Source organism: Variovorax sp. 10N432 (assembly GCF_056394465.1).
Window position 1 is genome coordinate 33,518 of the sequence record NZ_JBFTHX010000004.1, and the last position, 26,121, is coordinate 59,638.

The 26,121-nt window shown below is 70.2% G+C and carries 21 protein-coding genes; 8 read left to right on the forward strand and 13 right to left on the reverse strand.

What is annotated here, in order from left to right:
* Positions 1 to 16: 16 nt before the first annotated feature.
* The 5 genes from AC1DF3_RS06165 to AC1DF3_RS06185 all read right to left on the reverse strand — a co-directional run bounded on the left by AC1DF3_RS06165 (position 17) and on the right by AC1DF3_RS06185 (position 7,358).
* Complete coding sequence (locus AC1DF3_RS06165) at positions 17 to 1,513, reverse strand: CYTH and CHAD domain-containing protein (protein ID WP_478139147.1); 1,497 nt, start codon at positions 1,511 to 1,513, stop codon at positions 17 to 19.
* Between the two features lie 38 nt (positions 1,514 to 1,551).
* On the reverse strand, positions 1,552 to 1,803 hold the full coding sequence (locus AC1DF3_RS06170; protein ID WP_286504736.1) for a hypothetical protein: 252 nt from the start codon (positions 1,801 to 1,803) through the stop codon (positions 1,552 to 1,554).
* 107 nt (positions 1,804 to 1,910) lie between these two features.
* A complete protein-coding gene (locus AC1DF3_RS06175) occupies positions 1,911 to 2,261 on the reverse strand; it encodes a hypothetical protein (RefSeq protein ID WP_286523618.1) in 351 nt (116 codons plus the stop codon).
* A 251-nt stretch (positions 2,262 to 2,512) separates the two neighbouring features.
* Positions 2,513 to 5,080: a cyanophycin synthetase gene (gene cphA / locus AC1DF3_RS06180; protein WP_478139148.1), complete on the reverse strand. Its 2,568-nt coding sequence runs from the start codon at positions 5,078 to 5,080 to the stop codon at positions 2,513 to 2,515.
* A 37-nt stretch (positions 5,081 to 5,117) separates the two neighbouring features.
* Positions 5,118 to 7,358, reverse strand: a complete 2,241-nt coding sequence (locus AC1DF3_RS06185; RefSeq protein ID WP_478139149.1) for a cyanophycin synthetase — start codon at positions 7,356 to 7,358, stop codon at positions 5,118 to 5,120.
* Between the two features lie 127 nt (positions 7,359 to 7,485).
* Between AC1DF3_RS06185 and AC1DF3_RS06190 the strand changes: the two genes are divergently transcribed.
* From AC1DF3_RS06190 to queC, 5 genes are all read left to right on the forward strand, one after another.
* Positions 7,486 to 9,762, forward strand: coding sequence for a cyanophycin metabolism-associated ABC transporter (locus AC1DF3_RS06190; RefSeq protein WP_478139150.1), 2,277 nt, complete (start codon positions 7,486 to 7,488; stop codon positions 9,760 to 9,762).
* Positions 9,759 to 10,223 (forward strand): cyanophycin metabolism-associated DUF1854 family protein, encoded by a 465-nt coding sequence (locus AC1DF3_RS06195; RefSeq protein WP_478139151.1) that lies wholly within the window; start codon positions 9,759 to 9,761, stop codon positions 10,221 to 10,223. Before AC1DF3_RS06190 ends, AC1DF3_RS06195 begins: the two co-directional genes overlap by 4 nt.
* A 71-nt stretch (positions 10,224 to 10,294) precedes the next feature.
* The gene (locus AC1DF3_RS06200) at positions 10,295 to 10,522 is read left to right on the forward strand and encodes a hypothetical protein (RefSeq protein ID WP_478139152.1); all 228 of its coding nucleotides are present in this window, start codon (positions 10,295 to 10,297) and stop codon (positions 10,520 to 10,522) included.
* Complete coding sequence (locus AC1DF3_RS06205; RefSeq protein WP_301802972.1) at positions 10,519 to 10,956, forward strand: TA system VapC family ribonuclease toxin; 438 nt, start codon at positions 10,519 to 10,521, stop codon at positions 10,954 to 10,956. Before AC1DF3_RS06200 ends, AC1DF3_RS06205 begins: the two co-directional genes overlap by 4 nt.
* A 5-nt stretch (positions 10,957 to 10,961) precedes the next feature.
* A complete protein-coding gene (queC, locus tag AC1DF3_RS06210) occupies positions 10,962 to 11,663 on the forward strand; it encodes a 7-cyano-7-deazaguanine synthase QueC (RefSeq protein WP_478139153.1) in 702 nt (233 codons plus the stop codon).
* Here the strand turns inward: queC and AC1DF3_RS06215 are convergent.
* Entirely contained in the window at positions 11,642 to 13,408 is a 1,767-nt protein-coding gene (locus AC1DF3_RS06215; protein ID WP_478139154.1) for an ABC transporter ATP-binding protein/permease, read from the reverse strand. The genes queC and AC1DF3_RS06215 overlap by 22 nt on opposite strands.
* Positions 13,409 to 13,594: 186 nt before the next feature.
* Between AC1DF3_RS06215 and AC1DF3_RS06220 the strand changes: the two genes are divergently transcribed.
* From AC1DF3_RS06220 to AC1DF3_RS06230, 3 genes are read left to right on the forward strand one after another with little or no spacing between them, the layout of a single operon-like run.
* Positions 13,595 to 14,632 (forward strand): putative 2-aminoethylphosphonate ABC transporter substrate-binding protein, encoded by a 1,038-nt coding sequence (locus tag AC1DF3_RS06220; protein ID WP_478139155.1) that lies wholly within the window; start codon positions 13,595 to 13,597, stop codon positions 14,630 to 14,632.
* A gap of 10 nt (positions 14,633 to 14,642) precedes the next feature.
* A complete protein-coding gene (locus AC1DF3_RS06225) occupies positions 14,643 to 15,710 on the forward strand; it encodes an ABC transporter ATP-binding protein (protein WP_478139156.1) in 1,068 nt (355 codons plus the stop codon).
* The gene (locus AC1DF3_RS06230) at positions 15,707 to 17,371 is read left to right on the forward strand and encodes a putative 2-aminoethylphosphonate ABC transporter permease subunit (RefSeq protein ID WP_478139157.1); all 1,665 of its coding nucleotides are present in this window, start codon (positions 15,707 to 15,709) and stop codon (positions 17,369 to 17,371) included. Before AC1DF3_RS06225 ends, AC1DF3_RS06230 begins: the two co-directional genes overlap by 4 nt.
* 264 nt (positions 17,372 to 17,635) lie before the next feature.
* On the opposite strand, the gene AC1DF3_RS06235 is transcribed toward AC1DF3_RS06230, so the two are convergent.
* From AC1DF3_RS06235 to gspL, 7 genes are all read right to left on the reverse strand, one after another.
* Positions 17,636 to 18,535, reverse strand: coding sequence for a 5'-nucleotidase (locus AC1DF3_RS06235; RefSeq protein ID WP_286536375.1), 900 nt, complete (start codon positions 18,533 to 18,535; stop codon positions 17,636 to 17,638).
* A gap of 2 nt (positions 18,536 to 18,537) precedes the next feature.
* Positions 18,538 to 19,770: a type II secretion system inner membrane protein GspF gene (gene gspF, locus AC1DF3_RS06240; RefSeq protein WP_286536374.1), complete on the reverse strand. Its 1,233-nt coding sequence runs from the start codon at positions 19,768 to 19,770 to the stop codon at positions 18,538 to 18,540.
* Positions 19,771 to 19,776: 6 nt separating this feature from the next.
* Complete coding sequence (gene gspE, locus AC1DF3_RS06245) at positions 19,777 to 21,192, reverse strand: type II secretion system ATPase GspE (RefSeq protein WP_286523600.1); 1,416 nt, start codon at positions 21,190 to 21,192, stop codon at positions 19,777 to 19,779.
* A gap of 18 nt (positions 21,193 to 21,210) precedes the next feature.
* Positions 21,211 to 23,493, reverse strand: coding sequence for a type II secretion system secretin GspD (gene gspD / locus AC1DF3_RS06250; protein WP_478139158.1), 2,283 nt, complete (start codon positions 23,491 to 23,493; stop codon positions 21,211 to 21,213).
* Positions 23,494 to 23,495: 2 nt separating this feature from the next.
* Positions 23,496 to 24,290, reverse strand: a complete 795-nt coding sequence (gspN, locus tag AC1DF3_RS06255; RefSeq protein WP_478139159.1) for a type II secretion system protein N — start codon at positions 24,288 to 24,290, stop codon at positions 23,496 to 23,498.
* Positions 24,291 to 24,298: 8 nt separating this feature from the next.
* Positions 24,299 to 24,796 (reverse strand): type II secretion system protein GspM, encoded by a 498-nt coding sequence (gene gspM, locus AC1DF3_RS06260; RefSeq protein ID WP_478139269.1) that lies wholly within the window; start codon positions 24,794 to 24,796, stop codon positions 24,299 to 24,301.
* A gap of 77 nt (positions 24,797 to 24,873) precedes the next feature.
* Complete coding sequence (gene gspL, locus AC1DF3_RS06265; protein ID WP_286536370.1) at positions 24,874 to 26,082, reverse strand: type II secretion system protein GspL; 1,209 nt, start codon at positions 26,080 to 26,082, stop codon at positions 24,874 to 24,876.
* Positions 26,083 to 26,121 lie beyond the last annotated feature (39 nt).

The window sequence follows — 26,121 nt, forward strand, 5'->3', positions numbered from 1 at the left end:
GCCTGGACGGACCGCTTCAGGACTTCCAGAACGGCGTGAGTTCGGCCACCTTGGCGAGCGCCTTGCGGCACTGCTTGGCGCTGGCCGGATGGTTGGCCGCCAGCCAGCCGACCGCGAACCATGCCGCACCGTCCGTTGCGGCAAGCGCGCGGTAGGCGGCCATGGCGGTCGCGGCATCGTTGTGGGCGCCGAGGGCATCCTGCGCCGGCTCCAGCTGCGCCAGGAAGCGCTCCGCGGTGCGCCGCCCGAACAGCGGTGCCACGAACTCGCCCAGGTAGCGAAGGCGCTTGAGACGCTTGCGCACGCGATGCTGCTCGACCGCTCCGAGGCTTTCGAAGCGCTTGCCGTCGCGCAGCACCTGTCGATGCAGCTTCGAGAGCCGGGCCCGCAGCGCCTTGCGGGCCGAGGGGGCCTTGGCAGCCGGGTCGGTCGCGGCGGCGGCGGGCAAGGAGGCGGCGATCAGGTTCATCAGCGCCGCCTGGAAGGCCGGGCTCCGCACCGTCTCCGCGGCCGAAGGGGTGGCGTCCGAGTCCGCGGCGATGCTGCAGGGCGGTGCGCCATGGGCCTCCAGCTGCGGTTGCACGCTGCCCATCACGTGCTCGCGATCGCGCTGGCGGCCCAGCGCGCCGAAGGTCTCGGCCAGCGCCGGCTCCCAGGCCGGATCGATGGCCGGCGCGAACTCGGCCATCTCCCGCAGCGCGGTGCGCAGGCGCCGGATGCCGACGCGCAGCTGGTGCACGTGCTCGGGGTCGGTGCTTTCGGCCGCGACCTCGCTGGCGTTCGGAAGAATCTGGCTCAGGCAGCTGTCGAGCACCGCACGAAATACCTGCGGACCGCTCGCATCGGCCTCCAGCCGCGGCGCCGTGGCCTTGACCGGCGGGCCGTGCTCGGCGCCGCGGGCCAGCCGCTCTCCGCGCTCTGCCTTGGAGACGGTGTCGAGCCAGAGCCCGTAGCGCGCGCGCCAGCGGCCGGCGAGTTCGAGCAGCGACGACGGACTCCCGTGCTTGAGCTCGATCTCGAGTTCGCGCAGCGGATGGGTGCGGTCGCCGGCGCGCACCGACCCGAGGTCGAAGGCCAGTTCGACCAGCGCGTCGCCGCTGCGCATCTCACGCGTGGTGCGCCAGACGTCGGTGCCGTACAGCGGCACCAGCGCGACTTCGGCGGGGTCGTGCCCGGCCTGGCGCAGGGCCTCGGCGATCCGTTCGCCGACCGGCGTCCCGTGATGCCGGCCGACCAGGGGCAACGGCGTGTCGCTGGCCCGGCCAGGCGGGAGTTCGACGTTGTGCTCGAGGCGCTCAACCAGCCGCTCGCCCGGGGCCTTGGCGGTTTGCACCCAGGCACCGTCTTCCTTGCGCACCCGGAGCACGATATGTTGCGCTGCCAGCGCGCCATCGGCGGTGTCGTAGTAGCGGGCGCGCAGATGCGCGCGGTGCGAGCGCCCGCGCGCCACCGCCGCTTCGACCGCCGCCTGATGCGCGGCATCGACCTGGAACTTGAGTTCGAATTCGACCACGGGGCCACGCGGGGACCCGACTGCATCGGGCGCCGCCTTCACTCCTTGAGTTCGCTGACCTGCACCGACAGATCGTACAGCTTGGACTTGCTCGCGTAGTAGCGGTCGAGACGCCATTCCTTCAGGATGTCCATGGCCAACTGGAAGCTCTTGTAGTCGAGGTCGTAGAGCGTGACGAGCTCGAAACTTGCCTCTGATTCGAGCGCCAGCACCAGTCGGGCGAGGATTTTTGCAGACGCGTCGGCCGGGTCCGTTTCGATGAATCGGCGGGCGACCTTGATGGCGTTCATGGGAAAGGCTTCCTCGTTAGTACATTCCCATGACTATAGCCAGCCGACACATGCGAATTGTGACAGTCGCATGACAAACCTGGGGTTTCCCCCGCTTGTCACACGATTCAGCGCACGGGCGTTTCGGCCTGCCGGATCACGCCGCCGCCCAGCACGCTTCCGGTGACGGTGCCATCCATGACCCGGGCTTCGCAGGCCTCGCGGTCGCCGGCCGGCTGGCGGGCGCAACGGGCCAGCGCGTTCTGCTGCAGGGTGGCCGCGTCCGGGGCGGGGAAGCCGCCGCGGCGCGCCGTGTCGGCGGCCGCGCCTCGCTCGCGCAGGCAGGCTGCGCGGTCCTGCATCATGCCGTCGCAGGGCAGGCTGCCGAGGGGGGCGCCGGCGGCGAAGGCGGCCGAGGCGCCGAACAGGCTGCCGGCGGCCAGAAGGGCAGCGGAACAGGAACGCAGTGTGTTTCTCATGGTCACTCCTTGAGTCATGGCGGCGCGGACTCGCGCCACCCCAGGCCGCCACTGTGGGGGCCGGGGCTCAGGAAGCGTGTGGGACGAGGGGGCCGCGCGCGGCGTCCTGCAGGCGCGCTTTTCTGTCGGACAGACGCTCGCGTCAGAGGGAGCGTGGGAGCGCTCAGGCCGGCGCCGGGCCGCCCCAAGGCGGCCTGCGGCCCCCTCGGGGGGCAGCGACCCACACGCAGTGGGGGAGCGTGGGGGCCAACTCAGCCGGCGGCGATGCGCTTGGCGAGGTGGGCCAGCGCTTCCTCGACCTGGTCGACCAGGATCAGCGACAGGTCGCCGGGCTGCAGCCGGGCCAGGGCACTGTCGATGGCGATGAACTCGCCACGGATCTCGTCGATGAAGCGGGTCCGCTCGGCGCCTTCCAGGCCTTGGCGCAGCAGCGCCATGACCTCGCCGTCGGCTCGGCCGCGCTGGGCGGCGTCCTGGTAGAGGATCACGTCGTCGAAGGCCTGGCCGAGGATCGCGGTCTGGTCGCGAATGTCGCAGTCGCGGCGATCGCCGGCGCCGCTGATCACCACCGAGCGCTTCTTCGCCGGCATGGTGTCGACCGCGGCCACCAGCGCGCGCATGGCGTCGGTGTTGTGGCCGTAGTCGGCGATCACGGTTGCGCCGCGGTAGTCCATCACGTTGAAGCGGCCGGGCACGCCGGCGGCGTCGTTCTTGAAGCTCGCGAGGCCGCTGCGGATGGTGTCCCAGTCCAGGCCCACGGCCCAGGCCGCGGCCACCGAGGCCATCACGTTGTCGACCTGGAAGCCGATGGTGCCGTTGCGCGTGATCTGCACGTCGCGCAGCGGGATCCGTTCGCGCCACGAGCCTTCGGCCGCGACCACCGCGTCCTGGTCGACGTAGACGGTGCGCTTGCCCTGCGCACGGTGGGTGGCCATCACCGGATGGGTCCGGTCGGCGCTGAAGAAGATCACGCTGCCGGGGCAGCTGGTGGCCATTGCCGCGACGTTGGGGTCGGCCGCGTTCAGCACCGCGTAGCCGCCGGGCGCCACGTTGCGCACGATCACGCGCTTGAGCACCGCCAGGTCCTCGACGGTGGTGATGTAGTTGAGGCCGAGGTGGTCGCCGCTGCCGATGTTGGTCACCACCGCCACCTGGCAGCGGTCGAAGCCCAGGCCCTCGCGCAGCACGCCGCCGCGCGCCACCTCGAACACGGCGGCATCGACGTCGGGATGCAGCAGCACGTTGCGCGCGCTCTTCGGGCCGCTGCAGTCGCCGCTGTCGGTCTGGCGGCCATCGACGTAGACGCCGTCGGTGTTGGTCATGCCGGTGCGCAGTCCGCTGCCGGCCAGCAGGTGGTTGATAAGCCGCGCGGTGGTGGTCTTGCCGTTGGTGCCGGTGACGGCGACCACCGGGATGCGGCCGTCGTCGCCGTGGGCGAAGAGGGTGTCCATCACCGCTTCGCCGACCGCGCGGCCGCGGCCGAACGAGGGCGAGATGTGCATCCGCAGGCCTGGCGCGGCATTGACCTCGACCACGCCGCCATGCTGCTCCTCGAGCGGGCGCAGCACGTTCTCGCAGACCATGTCGACGCCGCAGATGTGCAGTCCGACCATCTGGGCCGCGTCGACCGCGCGGGCCGCGACTTCGGGGTGCACCGTGTCCGTCACGTCGGTGGCGGTGCCGCCGGTCGACAGGTTGGCGTTGTTGCGCAGCACCACGCGCTGGCCGAGCGCCGGCACGCTGTCGGGCTTGAGGCCCTGCGATTCGAGCCGGCCGATGGCGATGTCGTCGAGGCGGATCTTGGTCAGCGAGGTGGCGTGGCCCTCGCCGCGGCGCGGGTCCTGGTTGACCAGCTCGACCAGTTCGCGCACCGACTTGACGCCGTCGCCGATCACCTGCGGCGGGTCGCGGCGGGCGGCGGCCACCAGCCGGTCGCCGACCACCAGCAGGCGGAAGTCGAAGCCGGGCAGGAATTTCTCAACCATCACTTCGCCGTAGGCGGCGGCCGAGTCATAGGCGGCCAGCAGTTGCTCGCGGCTGGTGATGTTGACCGTGACGCCCTTGCCCTGATTGCCGTCCTGCGGCTTGACCACCACCGGCAGGCCGATCTCCTGGGCCGCGGCCCAGCCGTCGTCGGCGTCGCTCACCGGCCGGCCCAGCGGCACCGGCACGCCGGCGGCGTTGAGCAGTTGCTTGGTGAGTTCCTTGTCCTGCGCGATGGCCTCGGCGACGCCGCTGGTGCTGTCGACTTCGGCGGCCTGGATCCGGCGCTGCTTGGAGCCCCAGCCGAACTGCACCAGGCTGCCGCTGGTGAGTCGCCGGTAGGGGATGCCGCGCGCGACCGCCGCGTCGACGATCGAGCCGGTGCTCGGTCCGAGGCGCTCGGATTCGTCGAGGTCGCGCAGCTCGGTGATCGCCGCGGTGGCGTCGAATTCGGTGCCGCCCTGGGCGGCGTCGATCAGGGCCTGGGCCAGTTCCAGCGCACGGCGGCCGACGGCTTCCTCGCTGTACTGGAAGGTGACCTGGTAGATGCCTTCGTCGATGGTGCGCGAGGTGTGGCCGAAGTTGACCGGGCAGCCGGCCTGGGCCTGCAGCGCGACGGCGGCGTTCTCGAGCACGTGCGCGACCGCCAGCGGCTGGCCGAGCACGACCGGGTGCAGTTCGCCGATGGTCGGGAACAGCGCACGCAGCCGGTCTTCGAAGCCCGGCAGGCGCTCCATCGCGGATTCTTCGGGGCTGCACGAGACGATCGCCTCGATGCAGGTGTGGCGGCTCCACAGGTTCGGGCCCCGGAGGGCGCGGATGCGAGTGACTTCCATGGCGTTCAGGCGCCGGCGGACCCGCAGGCCCGGCCGGTCAGGCAAATTGTTGTTCGGTGGGGATCAGGGTCTGCGACAGCTGCAGCGAGGCCAGCGCCGCCTGCAGGTCGGCTTCGAAGGCTTCGACGCCGGCACCGATCAGGTTCAGCGGAATGCCCAGCGCCCAGCCGGCGGCGACCGCGGCGAGCAGGCTTTCGAGGGTGACACCCGCGTGGGTGGCGCGCCAGACTGTCAGCCGGCCGAGGCCGGGCAGGAAAGATTCGCTGCTGCCGTTGGCCAGCACGACGCGGTCCTGGCGCACCAGCACGGCCTTGCCGCCGGCTTCGCAGTGCTTGGCCAGCGCCTCGGCCTGCGGGTCGGCGGCATAGAGGATCACATCGCCGTCGCACAGCGGCGCCAGGCCCGCGACCCGCGGGTCGCCGGCGTTGAGCACGGCGGTGCCTTCGGGCAGCACGACGTCGACCTGGGTGCGCAGCACCCGGACCATCTGGTCGCTCTCGGTGATGTCGAACTCGCCCAGCGCCTGGGCGCCTTCGAGGTCGGTCACGATGCCGACCTCGCAGCGGTCGTAGGCCAGGCCGTCGCGCAGGATGGTTTCGGCGCCGTTCTCGATCACCACCGCCTGCACGGCGCGGTTCACGAGCAGGCGGCGCCCGGCTTCCCAGTGGGCGCTGTCGCGGGCGTCGACCCGGCGCCGTTCGAGGAACAACCCGTCGCGGCAGGCCAGCCCCGTGTGGCGGCCGCCGAGGCCGATCAGCCAGGCCACCAGGCGCGACAGCACGGCCGTGTCCTGCGAGCCGGCGACGCCGACCACGGGGATGCGGCCCGGCGCGTCGTCCGGAAAGAGGTGGTCGCAGATGGCGCGGCCGACCGGGCGCGGCGAGCCGACGGCCGGCTTCAGGTGCATCAGCAGCCCGGGGCCGGCGTTGACTTCGACGATCGCGCCGCCCTGCGGGGCCAGCGGACGCGAGATGTCCTCGGCCACCAGGTCGACGCCGGCGATGTCCAGGCCGACCACGCGGGCGGCCAGCACGGCCGCATGGGCCACGTCCGGATGCACCTGGTCGGTGCAGTCGATCGCCATGTTGCCGTTGCGCTGGATCGTCACGATCCGGCCTGCCGCGGGCACGGCATCGCCGTCGAGGTCCTGGCGCTTGAGTTCGAGCTGCAGCTTGGCGTCGGTGTCGAGGACGATCACGTCGAGCGGATATTCCTCCTCGGCGCCGCGCCGGGGATCGCTGTTGAGCTGGCTGTCGATCAGCTGGGCCACGGTCGCGCTGCCGTCGCCGGTCACGGTGATGATCTCGCCGCGCGCGGCCGCGACCACCTGGCCGCCGACCACCAGCAGGCGGTGTTCGGAACCGCGCACGAAGCGCTCGACCATCACGTCGCTGCCTTCGGGCTCGGCGACCGCGAACGCGGCCATGACTTCGTCGCGGGTGTGGAGCTCGAGCGAGACGCCGCGGCCATGGTTGGCGTCCGAGGGCTTGACCGCCACCGGCAGGCCGATGTCCTCGGCGGCTTCCCAGGCTTCCTCGGCATTAGCCACCACCTGGCCTTCGGGCACCGGCACGCCGCAGCTGGCGAGCAGCGACTTGGTGAGTTCCTTGTCGCTGGCGATCGATTCGCCGATGGCGCTGGTGTAGTCGGTCTCGGCGGTCCAGATGCGCTGCTGGTTGGCGCCATAGCCCAACTGCACCAGGTTGCCGCTGTTGAGCCGCAGGTGCGGGATGCCGCGGTCGGTGGCGGCGCCCACGATGCAGGCGGTGCTCGGGCCGAGGTAGCAGTCCTCGACCTTGGCCTTGACCGCATCGACCGCGCGCTGGACGTCGGCGGCGCCGAAGGGCTGGTCGTTGATCGCCGACATCAGCAGGCGGTGGCCTTCGGCCAGCGCGACCCGGGCGACCTGCTCGTCGCGGGCCCGGAACACCATCCGGTAGACGCCGTGCTGCGAGGTGCTGCGGGTCTGGCCGAAGCCGGTCGGCATGCCGGCCAGGTTGAGCAGCTCGATGACGACGTGTTCCAGCACGTGGCCGGCCCAGGTGCCTTCGGTCAGGCGCTGGATGAAACCGCCGCGCTCGCCGACGCCGCAATGGTGCTCGATCAGCGCCGGCAGCAGGGTGGTCAGGCGGTCCGTGAAGCCGGGAATGGTGTTGGACGGGTGGTCCTCGAGCGCGCCGAGGTCGAGCCAGACTTCCAGCACCGGCCGGTAGGTCCAGAGGTTCGGGCCGCGCAAATAGTTGATGCGCAGCAGTTGTATGTCGTCGAAACGGGTCATGAAAACGTTCGTTGTGCTTTGGCCGAGCACGGATGCGCCCTCAAGCGCGCCCATGGCCATCGGTCAAAATCGGCGCGCCGGGAGCGCCATGAAGGGTCCGTCGGCGGGCCAGAGATACAGAAACACAATGCAACATCACGATCCAGTCGGAACCCCGGGGGGCGAAGGGGAGGCGGCTTCAGACGCTCTGAAAAGTCGGCTCTCTGTCGCGGAAAACGTTTTGGCGACGCTGGCGGTTGACCTCGACGGGCAACTTCGATTCAAGACGGGCCTGCTCGCCCTGACCGACCAGCGCCTGCTGGCCCGCGCGCCGGACGGCCAATGGTCCGAATGGCCGGTCCCGGCCCAGGGCCTGGAAATCCACCTCGGCGACCATGCCGGCATCGGCACGCTCGACCTGCTGGGGGCCGAAGGCCGGCTCGGCCGCTGGCGCTTCACGCTGGCCCAGCAGGCGGCGGCGCTGCGGCTGCAGAAGCTGTTCGACGTCCGCACCGAGGGTGTCGCGCAGGCGACAGCGGCGGGCGGCGAGCTCGACGAGGCGCCGTTCGTCGAACCGGAACTGCAGGCGCCGCCTTCGACCTGGGTGCTGCTGCGCCTCGGCCGCTTCGCCAAGCCCTACCGCAAGCAGCTGATCGCCGGTTTCCTGCTGACCCTGGCCTCGACCGCCGCCACGCTGGTGCCGCCCTACCTGACCATCCCGCTGATGGACGACATCCTGATCCCGTTCCAGAACGGGCAGCAGATCGCAGTCGCCAAGGTCGTGATGTTCCTCAGCGCGCTGCTGGCCGCGGCGCTGGTCGGCTGGGCCCTGGGCTGGGCCCGCACCTACCTGCTGGCACTGGTCTCGGAGCGCATCGGCGCCGACCTGCGGACCACCACTTACGAACACTTGCTGACCTTGCCGCTCGATTACTTCGGCGGCAAGCGCACCGGCGACCTGATGGCGCGGATCGGTTCCGAAACCGACCGCATCAACGTCTTCCTTTCACTGCATGCGCTCGATTTCCTGACCGACGTGCTGATGATCGCCATGACGGCGGTGATCCTGTTCTCGATCAATCCGCTGCTGGCGGTGGTGACGCTGGTGCCGCTGCCCTTCATCGCCTGGATGATCCACGTGGTGCGCGACCGCCTGCGCACCGGCTTCGAGAAGATCGACCGGGTCTGGAGCGAGGTCACCAACGTACTTGCCGACACCATTCCAGGCATCCGGGTGGTCAAGGCCTTCGCGCAGGAGCAGCGCGAGGCGAAGCGCTTCCATGCCGCCAACGTCTACAACCTGCAGGTCAACGACAAGCTCAACAAGACCTGGTCGCTGTTCACGCCCAGCGTCTCGCTGCTGACCGAGATCGGCCTGCTGGTGGTCTGGGGCTTCGGCATCTGGCAGGTGGCGCGCGGGCGCATCACGGTCGGTGTGCTGACCGCCTTCATCGCCTACATCGGGCGCTTCTACACCCGGCTCGACTCGATGAGCCGGATCGTCTCGGTGACGCAGAAGGCCGCGGCCGGCGCCAAGCGCATCTTCGACATCCTCGACCACGTGAGCAACGTGCCCGAGCCGGCCAATCCGGTCAAGGTCGAGCGCGTGCAGGGCCGCATCGAGATGGCCGACGTCGGCTTCCGCTACGGCAGCCGGGCGGTGATCCGCGACCTCGACCTGGTGATCGAGCCGGGCGAGATGATCGGCCTGGTCGGCCATAGCGGCTCGGGCAAGAGCACGCTGGTGAACCTGATCTGCCGCTTCTACGACGTCACCGACGGCGCGATCAAGGTCGACGGCACCGACATCCGGCGCTTCGCGGTGGCCGACTACCGGCGCCACGTCGGGCTGGTGCTGCAGGAGCCCTTCCTGTTCTTCGGCACCATCGCCCAGAACATCGCCTACGGCAAGCCCGAGGCGACGCGCGAGGAGATCGTCGCGGCGGCCCGCGCCGCCCATGCGCACGACTTCATCCTGCGGCTCGCGCACGGCTACGACTCGCTGGTGGGCGAGCGGGGGCAGGGCCTGTCGGGCGGCGAGCGCCAGCGCATCAGCATCGCCCGCGCGCTCTTGATCGACCCGCGCATCCTGATCCTCGACGAGGCCACCTCGGCGGTCGACACCGAGACCGAGAAAGAGATCCAGAAAGCGCTCGACAACCTCGTGAAGGGCCGCACCACGATCGCCATCGCGCACCGGCTGTCGACCTTGCGCAAGGCCGACCGGCTGGTGGTCATGGACCGCGGCGAGGTCGTCGAGGTCGGTCCGCACGACACGCTGATGGAAAAGCAGGGCGCCTATTGGCGGCTCTACCAGGCGCAGCTGCGCCAGGCCGACGACGAGAGCGCGGGGGCGCTGGCCGAGCGCACCTCGGTGGCCTTGGCGCTGGGCAGCCATGCCGCGCATCCGGCGGGGGACGCATGATGAACATCGAACTCGAGCGCGATGGCTTCGGCCGGCTGGTGCTGACCGATGCCGAAGGCCAGCGTCACGCGGGCGTGGTGCCGGTGCGGGCCTTTCCGTTGACGGCGCCGGACGACGGGCTCTCGCTGGTCGGGCTCGACGGCCGCGAACTGCTCTGGATCGACCGCCTTGACCAGCTGCCCGAAAGCGCCCGCGCGCTGCTCGGCCAGGAGCTCGCGCCGCGCGACTTCGCGCCCACGCTGCAGCGGCTGCACAAGGTCTCGAGCTTCGGCGTGCCCAGCACCTGGACCGTCAGCACCGACCGCGGCGAGACCAGCTTCGTGCTGAAGGCCGAGGAGGACATCCGCCGGCTCGAAGGCGGCGCGCTGCTGATCGCCAGCGCGCACGGGGTGCAGTTCCGGATTCCCGACGTGAAGGCATTGGACCGCGGGTCGAGGAAGCTGCTGGAGCGGTTCCTGTAGGGTCATCGGCAGGCTGTCCGGGGTGCATCAAATAGAATGAAGTGCATCAACCCCATGAAAGTGCATCAGCCATGCGCACCACTGTCACTCTGGAAGACGACGCCTTCGAAGTGGCCCAGGCCTATGCGCAGGCGCGCGCGCTGAAGCTCGGGCAAGCCATCTCCGAACTGATCCGGCGCGGCGGCAGCGAGCGCTTGCCGGTGCGCAAGAAGGGGGGCGTCTGGGTGTTCGAGCTGCCGGCCGATGCGCCCCGCGTCACCAGCCGCCAGGTCAGGGACCTGCTGGAAGACGCGCCTTGAGCTGGCTGCTGGACGCCAATGCGCTGATCGCATTGGGTTGGCCGGCGCACGAGCACCACGAGCGCATGCTTCGCTGGTTCGGCCGCCATGCGCGCGAGGGCTGGGCCACCAGCGCGCTGACCCAGTCGGCTTTCGTGCGCGTGATCTCGCAGCCGGCCTTCTCGGGCCGGGCCATGTCGATCGGCGAGATCGCCGAAGTGCTGCTGCGCAACACCGCGCATCCCAAGCATCGCTTCCTGGCGCTGGATTTCGGCATCGAGCAGGTGCTGGGCTGCTGCACCGGCGGCCTGCGCGGCCATCGGCAGATCACCGACGCCTGGCTCCTGACCCTGGCCATGCGCCACGGCGCCAGGCTGCTCACCTTCGATGGCGGCATCGCGCAACTGCTCGCCACCGCGCCCGAACGCCAGCGCCACATCAAGATTCCGGACTGAACACCATGCACACCACCGCCCTCGTCCTCTTCTCCGGTGGCCAGGACTCCACCACCTGCCTGGCCGATGCCCTCGCGAAATACGAACGGGTCGAGACCATCGGCTTCGACTACGGCCAGCGCCACCGGGTCGAGCTCGATGCGCGGCTCACCGTGCTGGCCCGCCTGCGCGAGCGCTTCCCTCAATGGGCGCCCCGGCTCGGCGACGACCACCTGCTGTCGGTCGACGTGCTGGGGCAGGTCAGCGCGTCGTCGCTGACCCAGGACATCGCCTTCGAGATGCAGGCCAACGGCCTGCCCAACACCTTCGTGCCAGGCCGCAACCTGCTGTTCCTCACGCTGGCCGGCGCGCTGGCCTACCGGCGCGGCCTCGAGGTCATCGTCACCGGTGTCTGCGAGACCGACTTCTCGGGCTACCCCGATTGCCGCGACGACACGATGAAGGCGCTGCAGGTCGCGCTCACGCTCGGCATGGACCGGCGTTTCGTCATCGAGACCCCATTGATGTGGATCGACAAGGCCCAGACCTGGGCCATGGCGCATCGCCTCGGCGGCGATGCGTTGGTCGGGCTGATCGTCGAGGACACCCACACCTGCTACCTCGGCGACCGCACGCAGCGCCACGACTGGGGCTACGGCTGCGGCAGCTGCCCGGCCTGCGAGCTGCGGGCCCGGGGCTGGGCCGGCTACGTCGCCTCGACCCTGTAGCGCACGCCGCTGCCTTCGGGCTGCGGCACCAGCGTCCAGCGGCGCTGGTGGTGGTCGCCGACCGAGGCCCGGTGGGCGATCGACACCATGGCGCCGCCGGCGGCGTGCACCATCGCCGTCAACCGCTTGTAGAGCGTCGCCTCGCTGTCGGCGTCAAGCGCACTCGTTGCTTCATCGGCGAACAGCCAGGCCGGCTTTCGCAGCAGCACGCGGGCGATCGCCAGGCGCTGCTGTTCGCCGCCCGAGAGCTTCTGGCTCCAGGCATCGCGGTCGTCGAGCCGGCCGGCCAGGTCGGGCAGCAGCGCGTCGTTCAGGGCCTGCACCAGCTGCGCGTCGCTGAACTGGCTGGCAGGTTGGGGATAGGCCAGCGCGTCGCGCAGCCGGCCGTCCGGCACATAGGGCCGCTGCGGGATGAACATGGTGTTGTCGGGCATCGAGACCCGGCCCTTGGCGAACGGCCAGATGCCGGCGAAGGCCCGGAACAGCGTCGACTTGCCGCTGCCCGAAGGGCCTTGCAGCATCACGGTGTCGCCCGGCTGGACGGCCAGCGCGGCACCTTCGATCAGCCGTGCGCCGTCAGGCAGGGTGACGCCGAAGCCGTCGGCGCGCAGGCCCCTGGCGTTGTCCGCCGGGGTGCGCTCGAGCGCGCTGGCCGCGCCGGCGTTGGCACGCATCGCGGCTTCGAAGGAGCTCAGCCGGTCTGCGGTGGCGCGCCAGACGGCCACCCGGTCGTAGTTGTCGACGAACCAGCTGAGCGAATCCTGGACCCGGCCGAAGGCCGAGTTGACCTGCATCAGCTGGCCGAGCTGGATCGCGCCGCTGAAGAAGCGCGGCGCCTGCACGATGAAGGCGAAGATCACCGAGGCCTGGCCGAACGAGGCCGTGAAGGCCACCAGGTTCTTCTGCTTCTTGATCAGCTGCAGGTAGTTCTTCAGCACGGACCCGAAACGCAGCTCGAGCTGGCCGTGCTCGACCTGCTCGCCGCGGTCGAGCGCAATCGCCTCGCTGTATTCGCGCACCCGCACCAGGTGGTGGCGGAAGTCCGCCTCGTAGCGCTGCTGCTGGTAGTTCAGCCCGATCAGGGGCCGGCCGATGTAGTGCGTGATGACGGTGCCGGCGGCGCAATAGAGCAGGGCGATCCAGACCATCGACCCGGGCACCGAGAAGCTGTGGCCCAGGAGCGTGAAGTTGGCCACGCCGCTCAGGCCCCACAGGATGCCGATGAAGCTCACCAGTGTGACCACCGCGTTGAGCAGGCCCATCGAGAGCGTCATCGTGTAGTCGGTGAACAGCTGCATGTCCTCCTGGATCCGCTGGTCGGGGTTGTCAGGCGACCGGCCGTCCTGCTGGCCGTAGCGTGCCAGTTCGAGCCGGTAAAAGGTGCGGTCGGCCATCCAGCGCTGCAGGTAGCTGCGGGTCATCCATGCCCGCCAGCGCAGCTGCAGCAGCTGGGTCAGGTAGAACTTGAGGATCGCGATCGCGATGAAGCCGGCCGCGATCCAGCAGAAATAAACGATCTCGCGCCAGAAGACCGCCTGGTCCTTGTTCTGCAGCGCATCGTAGAAGCGCGCGTACCACTGGTTGTTGAGCACCAGCATGTAGACCACGCCGAGGTTGAGCGCCACGATCGCCGCCAGCAGGCCGCGGGCCCGCCATTTCTCCTCGGAGTTGAAATAGGGCGCCGCCAGCGCGCCGATGCGGCGCAGGGTGGTCAGCATGCTCTTGGAACCGGTGCTTGCAGTCATGGCGTGGGAGTAGGTTCGCGCCTGGGGGCGGCGCGTTGCTTTCATCCTAAACCCGTGCGGGCGCGCTTTCTTAAACGGCGCTGAAAACCGGGCCCGGCTGACAAACGCCTGTCACATCCGCTGCCGATGATCGGGGGCTTCGCGTGCCGTTGCGCGCTGTTCTCCCGTGTCCCGATAGGAATCCCCATGCTGCGTCGTACCTTCCAATCCCTCCTGCCTGCCGTCCTGCTCGGCCTCGGCGCCGGCGCCATCGCGCAAGGCCGCACCGAACTCCTGGTCTACACCGCGCTCGAGGCCGACCAGGTGCAGGCCTACAAGGCGGCCTTCGAGAAGGACAACCCCTCGATCGAGCTCAAGTTCGTGCGCGACTCCACCGGGATCGTGACCGCCAAGCTGCTGGCCGAGAAGGCGAATCCGCAGGCCGACGTGGTCTGGGGCCTGGCCGCCACCTCGCTGATGCTGCTCGACAAGGAAGGCATGCTGCAGCCCTACGCGCCGAAGGGCCTCGAGGCCATCAAGCCGACCATGCGCGACAGCGCCAACCCGCCCAAGTGGGTCGGCATGGACGTCTGGTCGTCGGCGATCTGCTTCAACACCACCGAGGCGCAGAAGAAGAACCTGCCCAAGCCCGCCAGCTGGGCCGACCTGACCAACCCGGTCTACAAGGGCCAGATCACGATGCCGAACCCGGCCGCCTCGGGCACCGGCTACCTGATGGTGTCGGGCTGGATCCAGATGATGGGCGAAGACAAGGCGTGGAAGTACATGGACGCGCTGCACCAGAACATCGGCATCTACAGCCAGTCCGGCAGCAAGCCCTGCCGCCAGGCCGGCGCCGGCGAGTTCGCGCTCGGCATGTCCTTCGAGTACCGCGCCAACAAGACCAAGCGCGACGGCGCGCCGATCGACATCGTGCTGCCGAAGGAGGGGCTGGGCTGGGACATGGAGGCCACCGGCGTCATGAAGACGACCAAGAAGCCGGAGGCCGCGAAGGCGCTGGCCGACTGGGCCGTCACGAAGCAGGCCAACGAGCTCTATGCGAAGAACTTCGCGGTGCTGGCGCTGCCGGGCATCCAGGAGAAGCTGGAATTCGTGCCGGGCGACGTCGAGAAGCTGTTGGCCAGGAACGACTTCGACTGGGCCGCCGCCAACCGCGACCGCATCCTGACCGAATGGTCGAAGCGCTACGAATCGAAGTCCGAAAAGAAGGCGCCGCCGCAGTAAGACCCGGCGCATGGCGTCCTATCTTTCCCTGCGCGGCGTCGGCAAGTCCTTCGGTGCCAGCCGCGTGCTGGACGGCATCGACCTCGATGTCGAGCCCGGCGAGTTCGTCTGCCTGCTCGGGCCCTCGGGCTGCGGCAAGACCACGCTGCTGCGCATCGTCTGCGGCATCGAGCGCGCCGACCACGGGCAGCTGCTGCTGAACGGCCAGGACATCGCGGGCCTGCCGCCCGCGGCGCGCGGCTTCGGCGTGGTGTTCCAGTCCTATGCCCTGTTCCCGAACCTCACGGCGGCGCAGAACATCGCCTATGGCCTGCATCCGACCGGCGCGCTGGCGCGCGAGATGGCCAAGCGCTCGCGCGAGATGCTCGACCTGGTCGGCCTCGCCGCCCATGCCGACAAGTACCCGGTGCAGTTGTCGGGCGGGCAGCAGCAGCGGGTGGCCCTGGCCCGTGCGCTGGCGCCCAATCCGCGGCTGCTGCTGCTGGACGAGCCCCTGTCCGCGCTCGACGCGCAGGTGCGTGCCAGCCTGCGCGGCGAGATCCGCGCGCTGCAGAAGCGCCTGGGCATCGTCACGATCATGGTCACGCACGACCAGGAGGAGGCGCTGTCGATGGCCGACCGCGTGGTGCTGATGCACGACGGCCGCATCGAGCAGGCCGGCACGCCCGGCGAGCTCTACCACCGCCCGCGCACCCGCTTCGTCGCCGGCTTCGTCGGCCGCATGAACATGCTGCCCGCCACCGTGCTGGCCGGTGACCGCGTGCGGGTGCGCGACAGCGAGCTGCACTGCGCGCCCGTCGCGCTGCAGGTGGGCGCGCATGCCACCGTCGGCATCCGGCCCGAGCAGGTCGTGGTCCGCCGCTTCGGCGACGGCCTGGGCGCCAACAGCTTCGCGGCCCGGCTGCTCGACACCGAGTTCCTCGGCAACCGGACCGCCGCCCGGCTGGCCTGCGAGCCGCTGGGCATCGAGATCGAGGCCGAGCTGCCGGCCGACCACCGGGTCGGCGAGGCGCTGGTGCCCAGCAGCATGGTGCACATCGAGCTGCCGCAGCACGCGCTGTCGGTGCTGGCGCGTTGAAGGCGCTCGACCGCGAACGCTGGCTCACCGGGGCCGGCCTCGGGCTCGCGCTCGCCACCCTGGTGGTGATCGTCGCGCTGCCGGTGGCCGCGCTGGTGGGCCAGAGCTTCTTCGACCGCGCCGGTGCCTTCGTCGGGCTGGCCAACTTCGCCCGCTACCTCGACAACCCGGCGCTGGTGCAGTCGGCCTTCAACAGCGTCTGGCTTGCCGCGCTGAGTGCCGTGCTGTGCACCGCGATCGCCTACGTCTACGCCTATGCGCTCACGCTGTCCTGCATGCGCGGCAAGGGCCCGCTGCGCGCGGTCGCGCTGCTGCCGCTGCTGGCGCCCTCGCTGCTGCCGGCGATCAGCCTGATCTACCTGTTCGGCAACCAGGGCATCTTCAAGGACTGGCTGGGCGGCCTGTCGATCTACGGGCCGCTGGGCATCGTGCTCGGCTCGGTGTTCTGGACCTTGCCGCATGCGCTGCTGATCCTGACCACCGCGATGGCGACCTCCGACGGCCGGCTCTACGAGGCCGCGCAGACCCTCGGCGCCTCGCGCTGGCGGATCTTCCGCACGGTCACCCTGCCGGCTTCGCGCTATGGGCTGATCGTGGCCTGCATGGTGGTCTTCGTGCTGGTCATCACCGACTTCGGCGTGCCCAAGGTGGTGGGCGGCCAGACCGGCGTGCTGGCGACCGACATCTACAAGCAGGTGGTCGGGCAGCAGAACTTCCAGATGGGTGCGGTGGTCGGGTTCGTGCTGCTGATCCCGGCCGTGCTGTCGTTCGCGGTCGAGCGTCGGGTGCGGCGGCGCCAGGCGGCGGCGATGTCGGCCCGCGCGACGCCGCACCGGCCCGAGCCCGTTGCGCTGCGCGATCGGGTGCTGTTCGGCGTCTGCCTGCTGATCGCCGCGGCCATCCTGGTGATGATCGGGATGGCGGTGTTCGCATCGCTCGCCACCTACTGGCCCTACAAGCTCGCGCCGTCGCTCAAGAACTACGACTTCAGCAACATGGATGGCGGCGGCTGGGGCAGCTATGTCAACTCGCTCAAGCTCGGGCTGGGCGCCGCGGCGGCCGGGGCGGTCGCCACCTTCCTGTCGGCCTACCTGGTCGAGAAGCCGCGCCACTTCGGCCTCTTGCGCGAAGCGCTGAACCTGCTGGCCAACCTGCCGCTGGCGGTGCCCGGCCTGGTGCTGGGCGTGGGCTACATCTTCTTCTTCAACGCACCCGCGAATCCGCTCAACGGACTCTACGGCGGCATGGCGATCCTCATCGTCTGCACCGTGGCGCACTTCTTCTCGGTCGCCCACCTGACCTCGCTCACCGCGCTGCGCCAACTCGACCGCGAGTACGAGCTGGTCGCGGAGTCGATGGGCGTTCCGTTCTGGCGCACGCTGTGGCGCGTGCACCTGCCGGTGGCGCTGCCCACGGTGCTGCAGGTCGGCGGCTACTTCTTCGTCAACGCGATGACGACCGTCTCGGCGGTGGTGTTCCTGTATTCGCCGCAGACCACGCTGGCCGCGATCGCGGTGCTGAACATGGACGACGCCGGCGACGTGGCGCCGGCGGCGGCGATGGCGTCGCTGATCATGCTCACGGCGGCCATCGGCCGCGGACTGTTCGCGCTGGCCGGGCAGGTCGTGCTGGCGCGCACCCAGGGCTGGCGCAGCCGCTAGGGCCTGTTCACACTACTTCCGGGGATCGCGTTGTCGAGCAAAGGGGCTGGATGCAAGGCGCCCGCGCGCAGCAAGGCTTGCGCCTTGCAAGCGCGGGCAACGCCGCAGACGGCCCCTTTGCTCGGCAACCCGAAGGGAAGGTATGCCAGGGCGGGCCACTCGGCGTTGCGCTCCTTGCATGTGCCAACGCACATGCGGCGTCGCGCGCCTTGATTGGCCCGCCCTGGCATACCTTCGCGACCCCGGAAGCAGTGTGAACAGGCCCTACCGCGGATTGCTGATGCCGCTGGCCACGTGCCCCGAGGGCACATGGCGCGCCGCGGCGTCGACGTGGCCGGTCTGGTCGTCGAAGAAGAAGTCGGGCTCGAACTCGCGCAGGAACTCGCCCTTGGGCAGGCCGCCGAGGAACATGGCCTCGTCGACCTTGATGTTCCAGTTCATCAGCGTGCGGATCGCGCGCTCGTGGGCCGGCGCGCTGCGCGCCGTGACCAGCGCGGTGCGGATGCGCATCTCGGGGCTGCCGGCCTGCTGCAGGCGGTGCAGCGCCGCCAGCAGCGGCTTGAACGGGCCTTCGGGCAGCGGCAGCCCGGCCTTGGAGGACTCGTGCAACTGGAAGGCGTCCAGGCCCTCGGCCTGGAACACGCGCTCGGCTTCGTCGCTGAACAGCACCGCATCGCCGTCGAAGGCGATGCGCACCTCGTTCGGGTAGGCGTCGCTCGCCCGCACCGACTCGACCAGCACGCGGGCCGCGGGAAAGCCCGCCACCAGCGCCTCGCGCACGTCCTCGGCATTGACCGACAGGAACAGGTGGGCGCGCAGCGGCCGCAGGTAGCCGAAGGGCGGCCGGCCCTGCGTGAAGACGCCGCGCTGCAGCGAGATGCCGTTGGCCACGCCCGAGCGGAACACCCGCATGCCCGACACCGGGTCATTGCGCGACAGGATCACGACCTCGACCCGCTGCTGGCCGCCTTCGTTGAAGCGCAGCAGCTTGCGCACCAGCGAATAGGCGATGCCCGGCTGGGCCGGCACGTCGAGCCGCTCGAGCTGCAGCTTCATGTAGCCGGCGTCGTCGCCCGATTCGAAGATGCGGTTTTCTTCCTCGAGGTTGAACAGGGCGCGCGAGGAAATCGCCACCACCAGTTTGTCGTCGAGGGAGGCCGCCATGGCTACTTGACGAATTGATTCAGTTGAATGATCGGCATCAACACCGCCAGCACGATCAGCATCACGACCCCGCCCATCGCCACGATCAGCAGCGGCTCGAGGATGGTCGCCAGGTGCATCGCGCGGCGCTGCACTTCGGCGCCCAGCTGGTTGGCCGCGCGCTGCAGCATCAGCGGCAGCGTGCCGGTCTGTTCGCCGAGGCGCGCGAACATCGAGACGATGCCCGGAAAGCGCTTCTTCTGCGCCAGCGCCGAGGCCAGCGGCGCCCCTTCGCGCACCAGCACCAGCGCATCGAGCGCATCGGCGCGCATGGCGCTGTTGCTGAGTGTCTCGGAAGCCGCCTGCAGTGCGCGCAGGATCGGCACGCCGGCGGTCGCCAGCATCGCCAGCGTGCTGGCGAAGCGCGCCGCGTTGTAGCCGCGCGCCAGCTTGCCGACCAGCGGCAGGTTGAGCCAGGCGGCGTCGAAGCGCTCGCGGATGGCGGCGCGCGCCAGCGCCATCCGGGCAGCGACGGCCGCGACCACGACGGCGATCAGCATCAGCCAGCCGTAGTTGCGGACGAAGGCGCTCAGCGCCAGCATCGCCACCGTGAGGATCGGCAGCGCGCGCTTGGTGCCGGCGAAGACGTTCGCGACCTGCGGCACCACGTAGCTGACCAGGAAGACCACGATGACGATCGCCACCAAGGTCACGATCGCCGGGTAGAGGGCGGCGCCGACCAGCTTCTGCTGCAGCGCCTGGCGCTGCTCCAGGTCGTCGGCCAGCCGTTCGAGCACCAGGCCCAGGTTGCCGCTCTGCTCGCCGGCGCCGATCACGGCGACGTAGATCGGCGAGAACTCGCGCGGGTGCTGCGACAGCGCGCGGCCGAAGGGCGCGCCGGCATTGACCTCGGCCCGCAGCGAGGCGACCAGGTTGCGCTGGGCCTCGGTCTCGGCCTCGTCGGTCAGCGCGGTGAGCGCCCGTTCGAGCGACAGGCCGGAGGACACCAGGCCGGCGATCTGCCGGGTCCAGACCGCCAGCGTGGTCGAGTTGAAGATGCGGCCGCCGCCGAACATGCGACGCCAGTTGCGGGTCTGCGGCACGCCGCTCTCGACGCTGCCGACCGCCGTCACCGACAGCGGGATCAGCGCCTGGGCCCGCAGCATCCCGCGCGCGCTGCGGGCCGTGTCGGCCTCGAGCACGCCCTTGCGCGCCACGCCCTGGGCGTCGATCGCTTCGAAGGAATAGGCGGGCATCGGGCGTCAGTCGCGGGTCACGCGAAGCAATTCGGCGCGCGAGCTGATGCCGGCCTGGACCAGCCGTTCGCCGTCCTCGCGCATCGAACGCAGGCCGCCGCGCTCGGCCGCCACGAAGAGCTGGCTTTCGGGCGCTCGGTTGTGGATCAGCGACTGCACGGTTTCGTCGGCCACCAGCAGCTCGAAGATGCCGGTGCGCCCCTGGTAGCCCGTGTGGCCGCAGGCCTCGCAGCCCACGGGCTGGGCCTCGTGGCCGGCGGCCGGCGAACACACCGGGCACAGCTTGCGGACCAGCCGCTGGGCCAGCACGCCCAGCAGCGAGGAGCTCAGCAGGAAGGGCTCCACGCCCATGTCGGTCAGGCGCGTGACGGCGCTGACCGAATCGTTGGTGTGCAGCGTGGCCAGCACCAGGTGGCCGGTGAGCGAGGCCTGGATCGCGATCTGGGCGGTCTCGAAGTCGCGGATCTCGCCGATCATGATGACGTCCGGGTCCTGGCGCAGGATGGCCCGCAGCGCCTTGGCGAAGGTCAGGTCGATCTTGGCGTTGACCTGGGTCTGGCCGACGCCGTGCAGCTCGTACTCGATCGGGTCCTCGACCGTCATGATGTTGCTGCTGCTGGCGTCGAGCCGGCTCAGCGCGGCGTACAGCGTGGTGGTCTTGCCGGAGCCGGTCGGGCCGGTCACCAGGATGATGCCGTGCGGCTGGCCGATCAGGTGTTCGAAGCGCGCCAGCGTGTCGCCCTGCATGCCCACCGATTCGAGCGTGAGCTTGCTCTCGGACTTGTCGAGCAGGCGCAGCACGGCGCGTTCGCCGTGCGCCGAGGGCAGGGTCGAGACCCGGACGTCGACCGCGCGGGTGCCGATGCGCAAGGAGATGCGGCCGTCCTGCGGCAGGCGCTTCTCGGCGATGTCGAGGTCGGCCATGATCTTCAGCCGCGAGATCAGCGCGGCATGCAGCGCGCGATTCGGCTGCACCACCTCGCGCAGCGAACCGTCGATGCGAAAGCGCACCGACGAGGTCCGCTCGTAGGGCTCGATGTGGATGTCGCTCGCGCCGTCGCGCGCGGCCTGCGTGAGCAGGGCATTGAGCATCCGGATGATCGGCGCGTCGCCGGCCGATTCGAGCAAGTCCTCGACCGCCGGCAGCTCCTGCATCATGCGCGAGAGGTCGGCATCGCCCTGCACCTCGCTGACCACCGCGGCGGCATTCGACTCGCCCTTGGCGTACGCCGCGCTGATCCGCTGGGCGAGCTGCTCGGGCGCCAGCGGCTCGAAGGTCTTCACCGGATACTTGCGCAGCACCTCGCCCAGCGCGCTGCGCGGCGGCACCTTCGGCATCCAGAGCGTGAGGGCGCCGTCGTCGGCCTCTTCCAGCAGCAGCTGCTGGCCGCGGGCGAAGGCGTAGGGGAGGGGATAGCGCATCGGATCGGTGTCCTGCGGCTAGGGCAGTTCGCGCCTGCTCGACGGGTCCGCCGTCGGCGGCAATGCGCCCTTCAGCGGAGAGGGGGCAAGCCGCTGGGACGGCGGCGTCGGCAGCGGAATCAAGGTGGCGCCCTCCAGCCGGGTCGTGGGCTCCGTCCGGCCCTGTTGCTGGTCGGGCACCGGGGTCGTCGCCAGAGGCGGGAGAGGGGGGGCCGAGGTCACGTTGTTCAGCATCACGTTGTCGTCGGGCTGCACCCGCTGCTGCAGGACGCGCATCGCGTCGTAGCGGTCGTTGGCGACATTCGTGGTCGCCACCCCGTCGCGCATCACCATCGGCCGCAGGAACATCATCAGGTTGACCTTGGTGCGCGCCCTTTTTTCGCTCTTGAAGAGATTGCCCAGGATCGGAATGTCGCCGGCCAGCGGCACCTTGTCGACGTTGTTGCTGTAGTCGTCCGACAGCAGGCCGCCGAGCATCACCAGGCCGCCGTCCTCGACCAGCACGCTGGATTCGATCGAGCGCTTGTTGGTGGTCGGGCCGTTGGGGGCGTTCTCGGTGCCGGCCTGCACCGTGGAGGTCTCCTGGAACACCACCATCTTCACGGTGCCGTTCTCGTTGATCTGCGGGCGCACGCGCAAGGTCAGGCCGACGTCCTTGCGTTCGATGGTCGTGAACGGGTTCACCGAGCCGTTGGCCGCACCGGTGTTGGTGAACTGGCCGGTCACGAACGGGACGTTCTGGCCGATCACGATCTTGGCTTCCTCGTTGTCGAGGGTCAGCAGATTGGGCGTCGACAGCAGGTTGGCGTCGGCGTCGCTGGCGAAGAAGTTGGCGATCGCGTTCAGCACGTAGTCGCCGTTGTACTTGCGTCCGATGCCGATGTTGAGTCCGCTGCCGAGCGTGGTGAGGGCGGCCGGGGTTTTTGCCACCAGGGCGGCCGTCAGTGTCAGGATGTTGGCGCCGGAGAGGCTGGAGTTGGTGCCGATGACGCCATTGTTGCCGACCGCCGACTGCCACTGGACACCGAACTGCGCCGCCTTGTTGGCCGTGACCTCGACGATCAGCGCCTCGATCATGACCTGCGCACGCCGGCCATCGAGCTTGTCGATCACGGCGCGGATCTGCCGGTACTGCGGTTCCGAGGCCGTGATGATGAGCGAGTTGGTCGAGGGGTCGGCCTGGATCTGGCCGCCGGTCGACGGCTGGTTCGCGTTGTTGACCGGCGCCGTCGCCGCGTTGCTCGCGCCGGCGTTCTGCTGGTTGGCGCCCAGCTGCGGCGCCACCTGCGAAGGCCCGCCCTGGAGCGAGCCGCCGCTCGCGCCGGTGCCCGAGCCGCCGCGCGCTTCGGCCGAGATCGCCGCGCGCAGGGTCGCGGCCAGCCTCACGGCGTCGGCGTTCTTGAGGTAGACCACGTAGACATTCCCGGCGGCGCCGTTGCCGGTGTCGATCGCCGGGCGGTCGAGCTTGTCGATCAGCGTGCGCACCAGCTGGGCGCGCGCCGGATTGGCCGCCCGCAGAATGATCGCGTTGCCACGGGGTTCGGCCAGCAGCGTGGTGCGGAACGATGAGTCGGCCTGGCCCGGCGCGCCGGCGGCGCCGGGGCCCGTGCTGCCGCCTTCGATGAGCCGCGTTACCAGCGGAACCATGTCGGTCGCCACCGAGTTCTTCAGCTGGATCACCTCGATGTCGGCGGCGTTCGGGACGTCGAGCGCGGCCACGATGCGTGCCAGCCGGCGCATGTTCTCGGCGTAGTCGGTGATCACCAGCGAGTTGTTGCCCGGGTTGACGTTGATCGTGTTGTTCGGCGCGATCAGCGGGCGCAGCACCGGCAGCAGATTGTTGGCCGACTCGTAGTTGAGCTTGAAGACCTGCGTGATGATCTGGTTGCCGCTGAGGCTGGACCCGGCGGGCGTCGAGGTCGTCACGGTGCTGCTCTGCAGCTTGGCATCGGCCTCCGGCACGACCTTGTAGAGGCCGTCGGCCTGCACGATCGCGAAGCCCTGCAGCCGCAGCGCGGCGGCGAACTGGTTGAAGGCCGCGGCCGGTTCGATGGCGCGGTCGGTCTGCAGGGTGATGGTGCCCTTGACGCGCGGGTCGACCACCACGTCGCGCCCGGTCACGACGGCCATGGTGCGCGCCACCGATTCGATCTCGGCGTTGCTGAAGTTCAGCGTGATCGGCTCGCCGCGCCGCAGCACGTCCTGGGCGAAGGCGGAAGGAATGCAGGCCGCGATCAGCATCTGCGCGGCGAGCGCGAGGGTGCCGAGGCGGACGCCGGAAGAAGACTTTGGCTTCGTCATGGTCAACCCAGTGTGATGAGGGAGCGCGCGCCGTCGCGTCGTCCGATGATGTTCAACAAGTTCGATAGCGCGTCTTCGCGGCCCGGCGCCGCGCTGGCCTCGCCGTCGAACCGCATCGTCGTGCCGTTCCAGCGGCCGCTGCCGCTCAGTTGCAGGCTGCCTTCGCGGGTCGTCAGGAGCAGCGAAGGCACCGGTCCGCCTTCGAGAGCGATCCGGTAGCTGCCCATCGGCTTCAGGGTCGACAGGCTGGAAGAGATGTCGGTGGCGTCGAGCGTCGCCCGGCCGGCCAGCGTCAGCTGGCGGCCGCTCCAGCGCAGCACCAGCGCCTGCATCGAGAGGTCGAGCGCGCCCTCGAGTTTGAGCGTGTTCCAGGGCGCGCCGAATCCGGCCAGCATCGCCGCCGGCCAGCGCGACTGGCCGTCGCGCCACTCGAGCTCGAGCCCGTCGGCGCGCGGGCGTCCCTTGAATTCCAGCGGCTTGGCCGCGCAGCAGGGGAGGTCGAGCGCGGCGCTGATGCCGTCCCAGCGCGGCCGCAGCGTCCAGCCCAGCTGGCCGGGCAGGGAGATCGATTCGGCGCCGCCCGCCCCGCTGGAGAACACGACCCCGGCGGTGCCGTTCCAGAGCGTGCCGCGCGCATTGATCAGTTGCAGGTGGCCGTCGCTCCATTGCGCCAGGCCGGCCGCGAGCCACCGCGCGGGCGCGAACACGGCCAGCGCGAGGGCGATGCCGATGCAGGCGCCGAGCAGGGCCCAGCGCCAGCCGGAGCCGGACGGGCGGGGGGTGGACGGGATCGCCATGCGCGCTTTCAGCGGGCCGGCAGGCCCATGACCAGGGTGCCGTCCCAACGCGGACGGGGCGGTCCTGCCGGCGCGGCCGGAGCCGCAGGCGCCGCGGGCGCCGCCCCGGGGCCGGCGGGTCCGGCCTGCGGCGTGCTGCTGCGCGTCAGGTGCACTTCGCGCGGCACCGCGCGCGCATTGCTGCGCGCCTGCGTGATCAGTTGGGCGAGCGCGTCGGCCGGCGCGCTGCGCAGTGCGATGGTGGCGTTCTCGCCGGCGCCGGCGGTTTGAAGCTGGGCGTTCGGCCCGAGGTTCTCGCGCACCGAGGCTTCGAGGGCGCGCATCGCGTCGTCGCGGCTGGCGCGGGGCTGCGACTGCAAGGACTTGGCCTGGCGCTGCAGTGCCGTCATCTGCTGCAGCTGCGCATCGAGCTTCGCGTGTTCGGCCGGAGCCGCGGACAAGGTGCCCAGGGCCGGCGCCAGGGCCACCCACCAGACCAGCGCCAGGCCCACCAGCGCGGCCGCGATCGCGACCAGGCGCTGTTCGCGCGGCGCGAGTTCGGGCCACCAGGTTTGCCAACGCGCTTGGAGGGCTTCGAGCCACTTCATCGCTGCGCCTCCGCCTGCACCAGCAGCAGGTCGCTCTCGGTGCGCGCGCTGTAGCCGCGCGAGGACAGCGCGGTCTTGACGCCGGCGAACTCGGAGGCCGGCAAGCCGAGGCCGCGCAGGCGCAGCTGGCCGGCGCTGAAATCGATCGCGGTGGGCACGCGGCCCGCCGGCAGGCTGGCCGCCAGCGCGACCAGCATCGGTTCGAGGTCGGACGGCGTGACGCCGCCCGTGGCCTGCTCCAGGGCCGCGACCTCGCGCGCCATCTGCACCGGGGCGTCGACCACCAGCTTGACCGAGGGGAAGGTCTGGGTCAGCAGCGATCGCACCGCGCCGCGCTTGGCGTCGAGCGCATTGCGCTCCTTCCAGGCCCAGGCGTTGAGTCCGATGAACTGCGCCAGCAGCAGGGCCAGCACACCCCAGCGCGCCGCCCGCCAGCGGCGTCCGTACCACAGCGCGCGCGCCATGGCGGCCGCCTTCTTGCCGGCGCGTGCACGTCCCGTCGATGCCAGGTCGAACTGCGCCAGGTCCCAGGGCGAACGGCTGGCCTGCAGCCAGCGCTCGGCCGGCTTGACGATCGGCAGCCGGCGCCCGAGCAAGCTTTCGGCCAGTTCGGCGACCGCCGGCTCGGCCAGTGCCGTGGTGTCGGCGGGAAGGGGTCCGGCCAACTCGAGGCCGGCGGCGTCGAGCGGCAGCGTGGCCACGCCCTCGGTGCCGCAGACGATGCACAGCGCCGCGTCCGGATCGCCGATCGCGAACACCATCGGCGGGCTGCCGGCCGGCTGGGGCGTGAACTCGGGAACGATTCGGGTCACGCGCCGGCCGGCGGCCTCCAGCGCCTGCACGGCGGCGCGCAACCAGATGCGGTTGCAGGCGGCCACCCAGACCGGCACCGCCACCCGCGCGCCCGGTTCGAGGGCGAAATGAAGGGCTTCGGGATCGTCGAGCAGGCGGTCTTCGAGCAGGCCGTTCAGCACCGAGCGCAGGCGCACGGCCCCGCTCATGCTGCCCTGGGGCAGGGTGACCTGGTGCCACGACAGTGCTGCGGCGGGCACGCCGAGGATGACTTCGTCGCTGCTCGGCAACAGGGCCGGTGCCGCGCTGCCCTGCGAACGCAGCTTGCGGCCATCGCTGGACCAGAGCGCCCAGCCGTACTCGCCGGCCGCCGGGCCGGAAACGAGAGGAATGGTTACAAGCAGCAAGGCCATGGACAGGGGTGAAGGGTCGCTATTGTAGGAGAGGGTCGC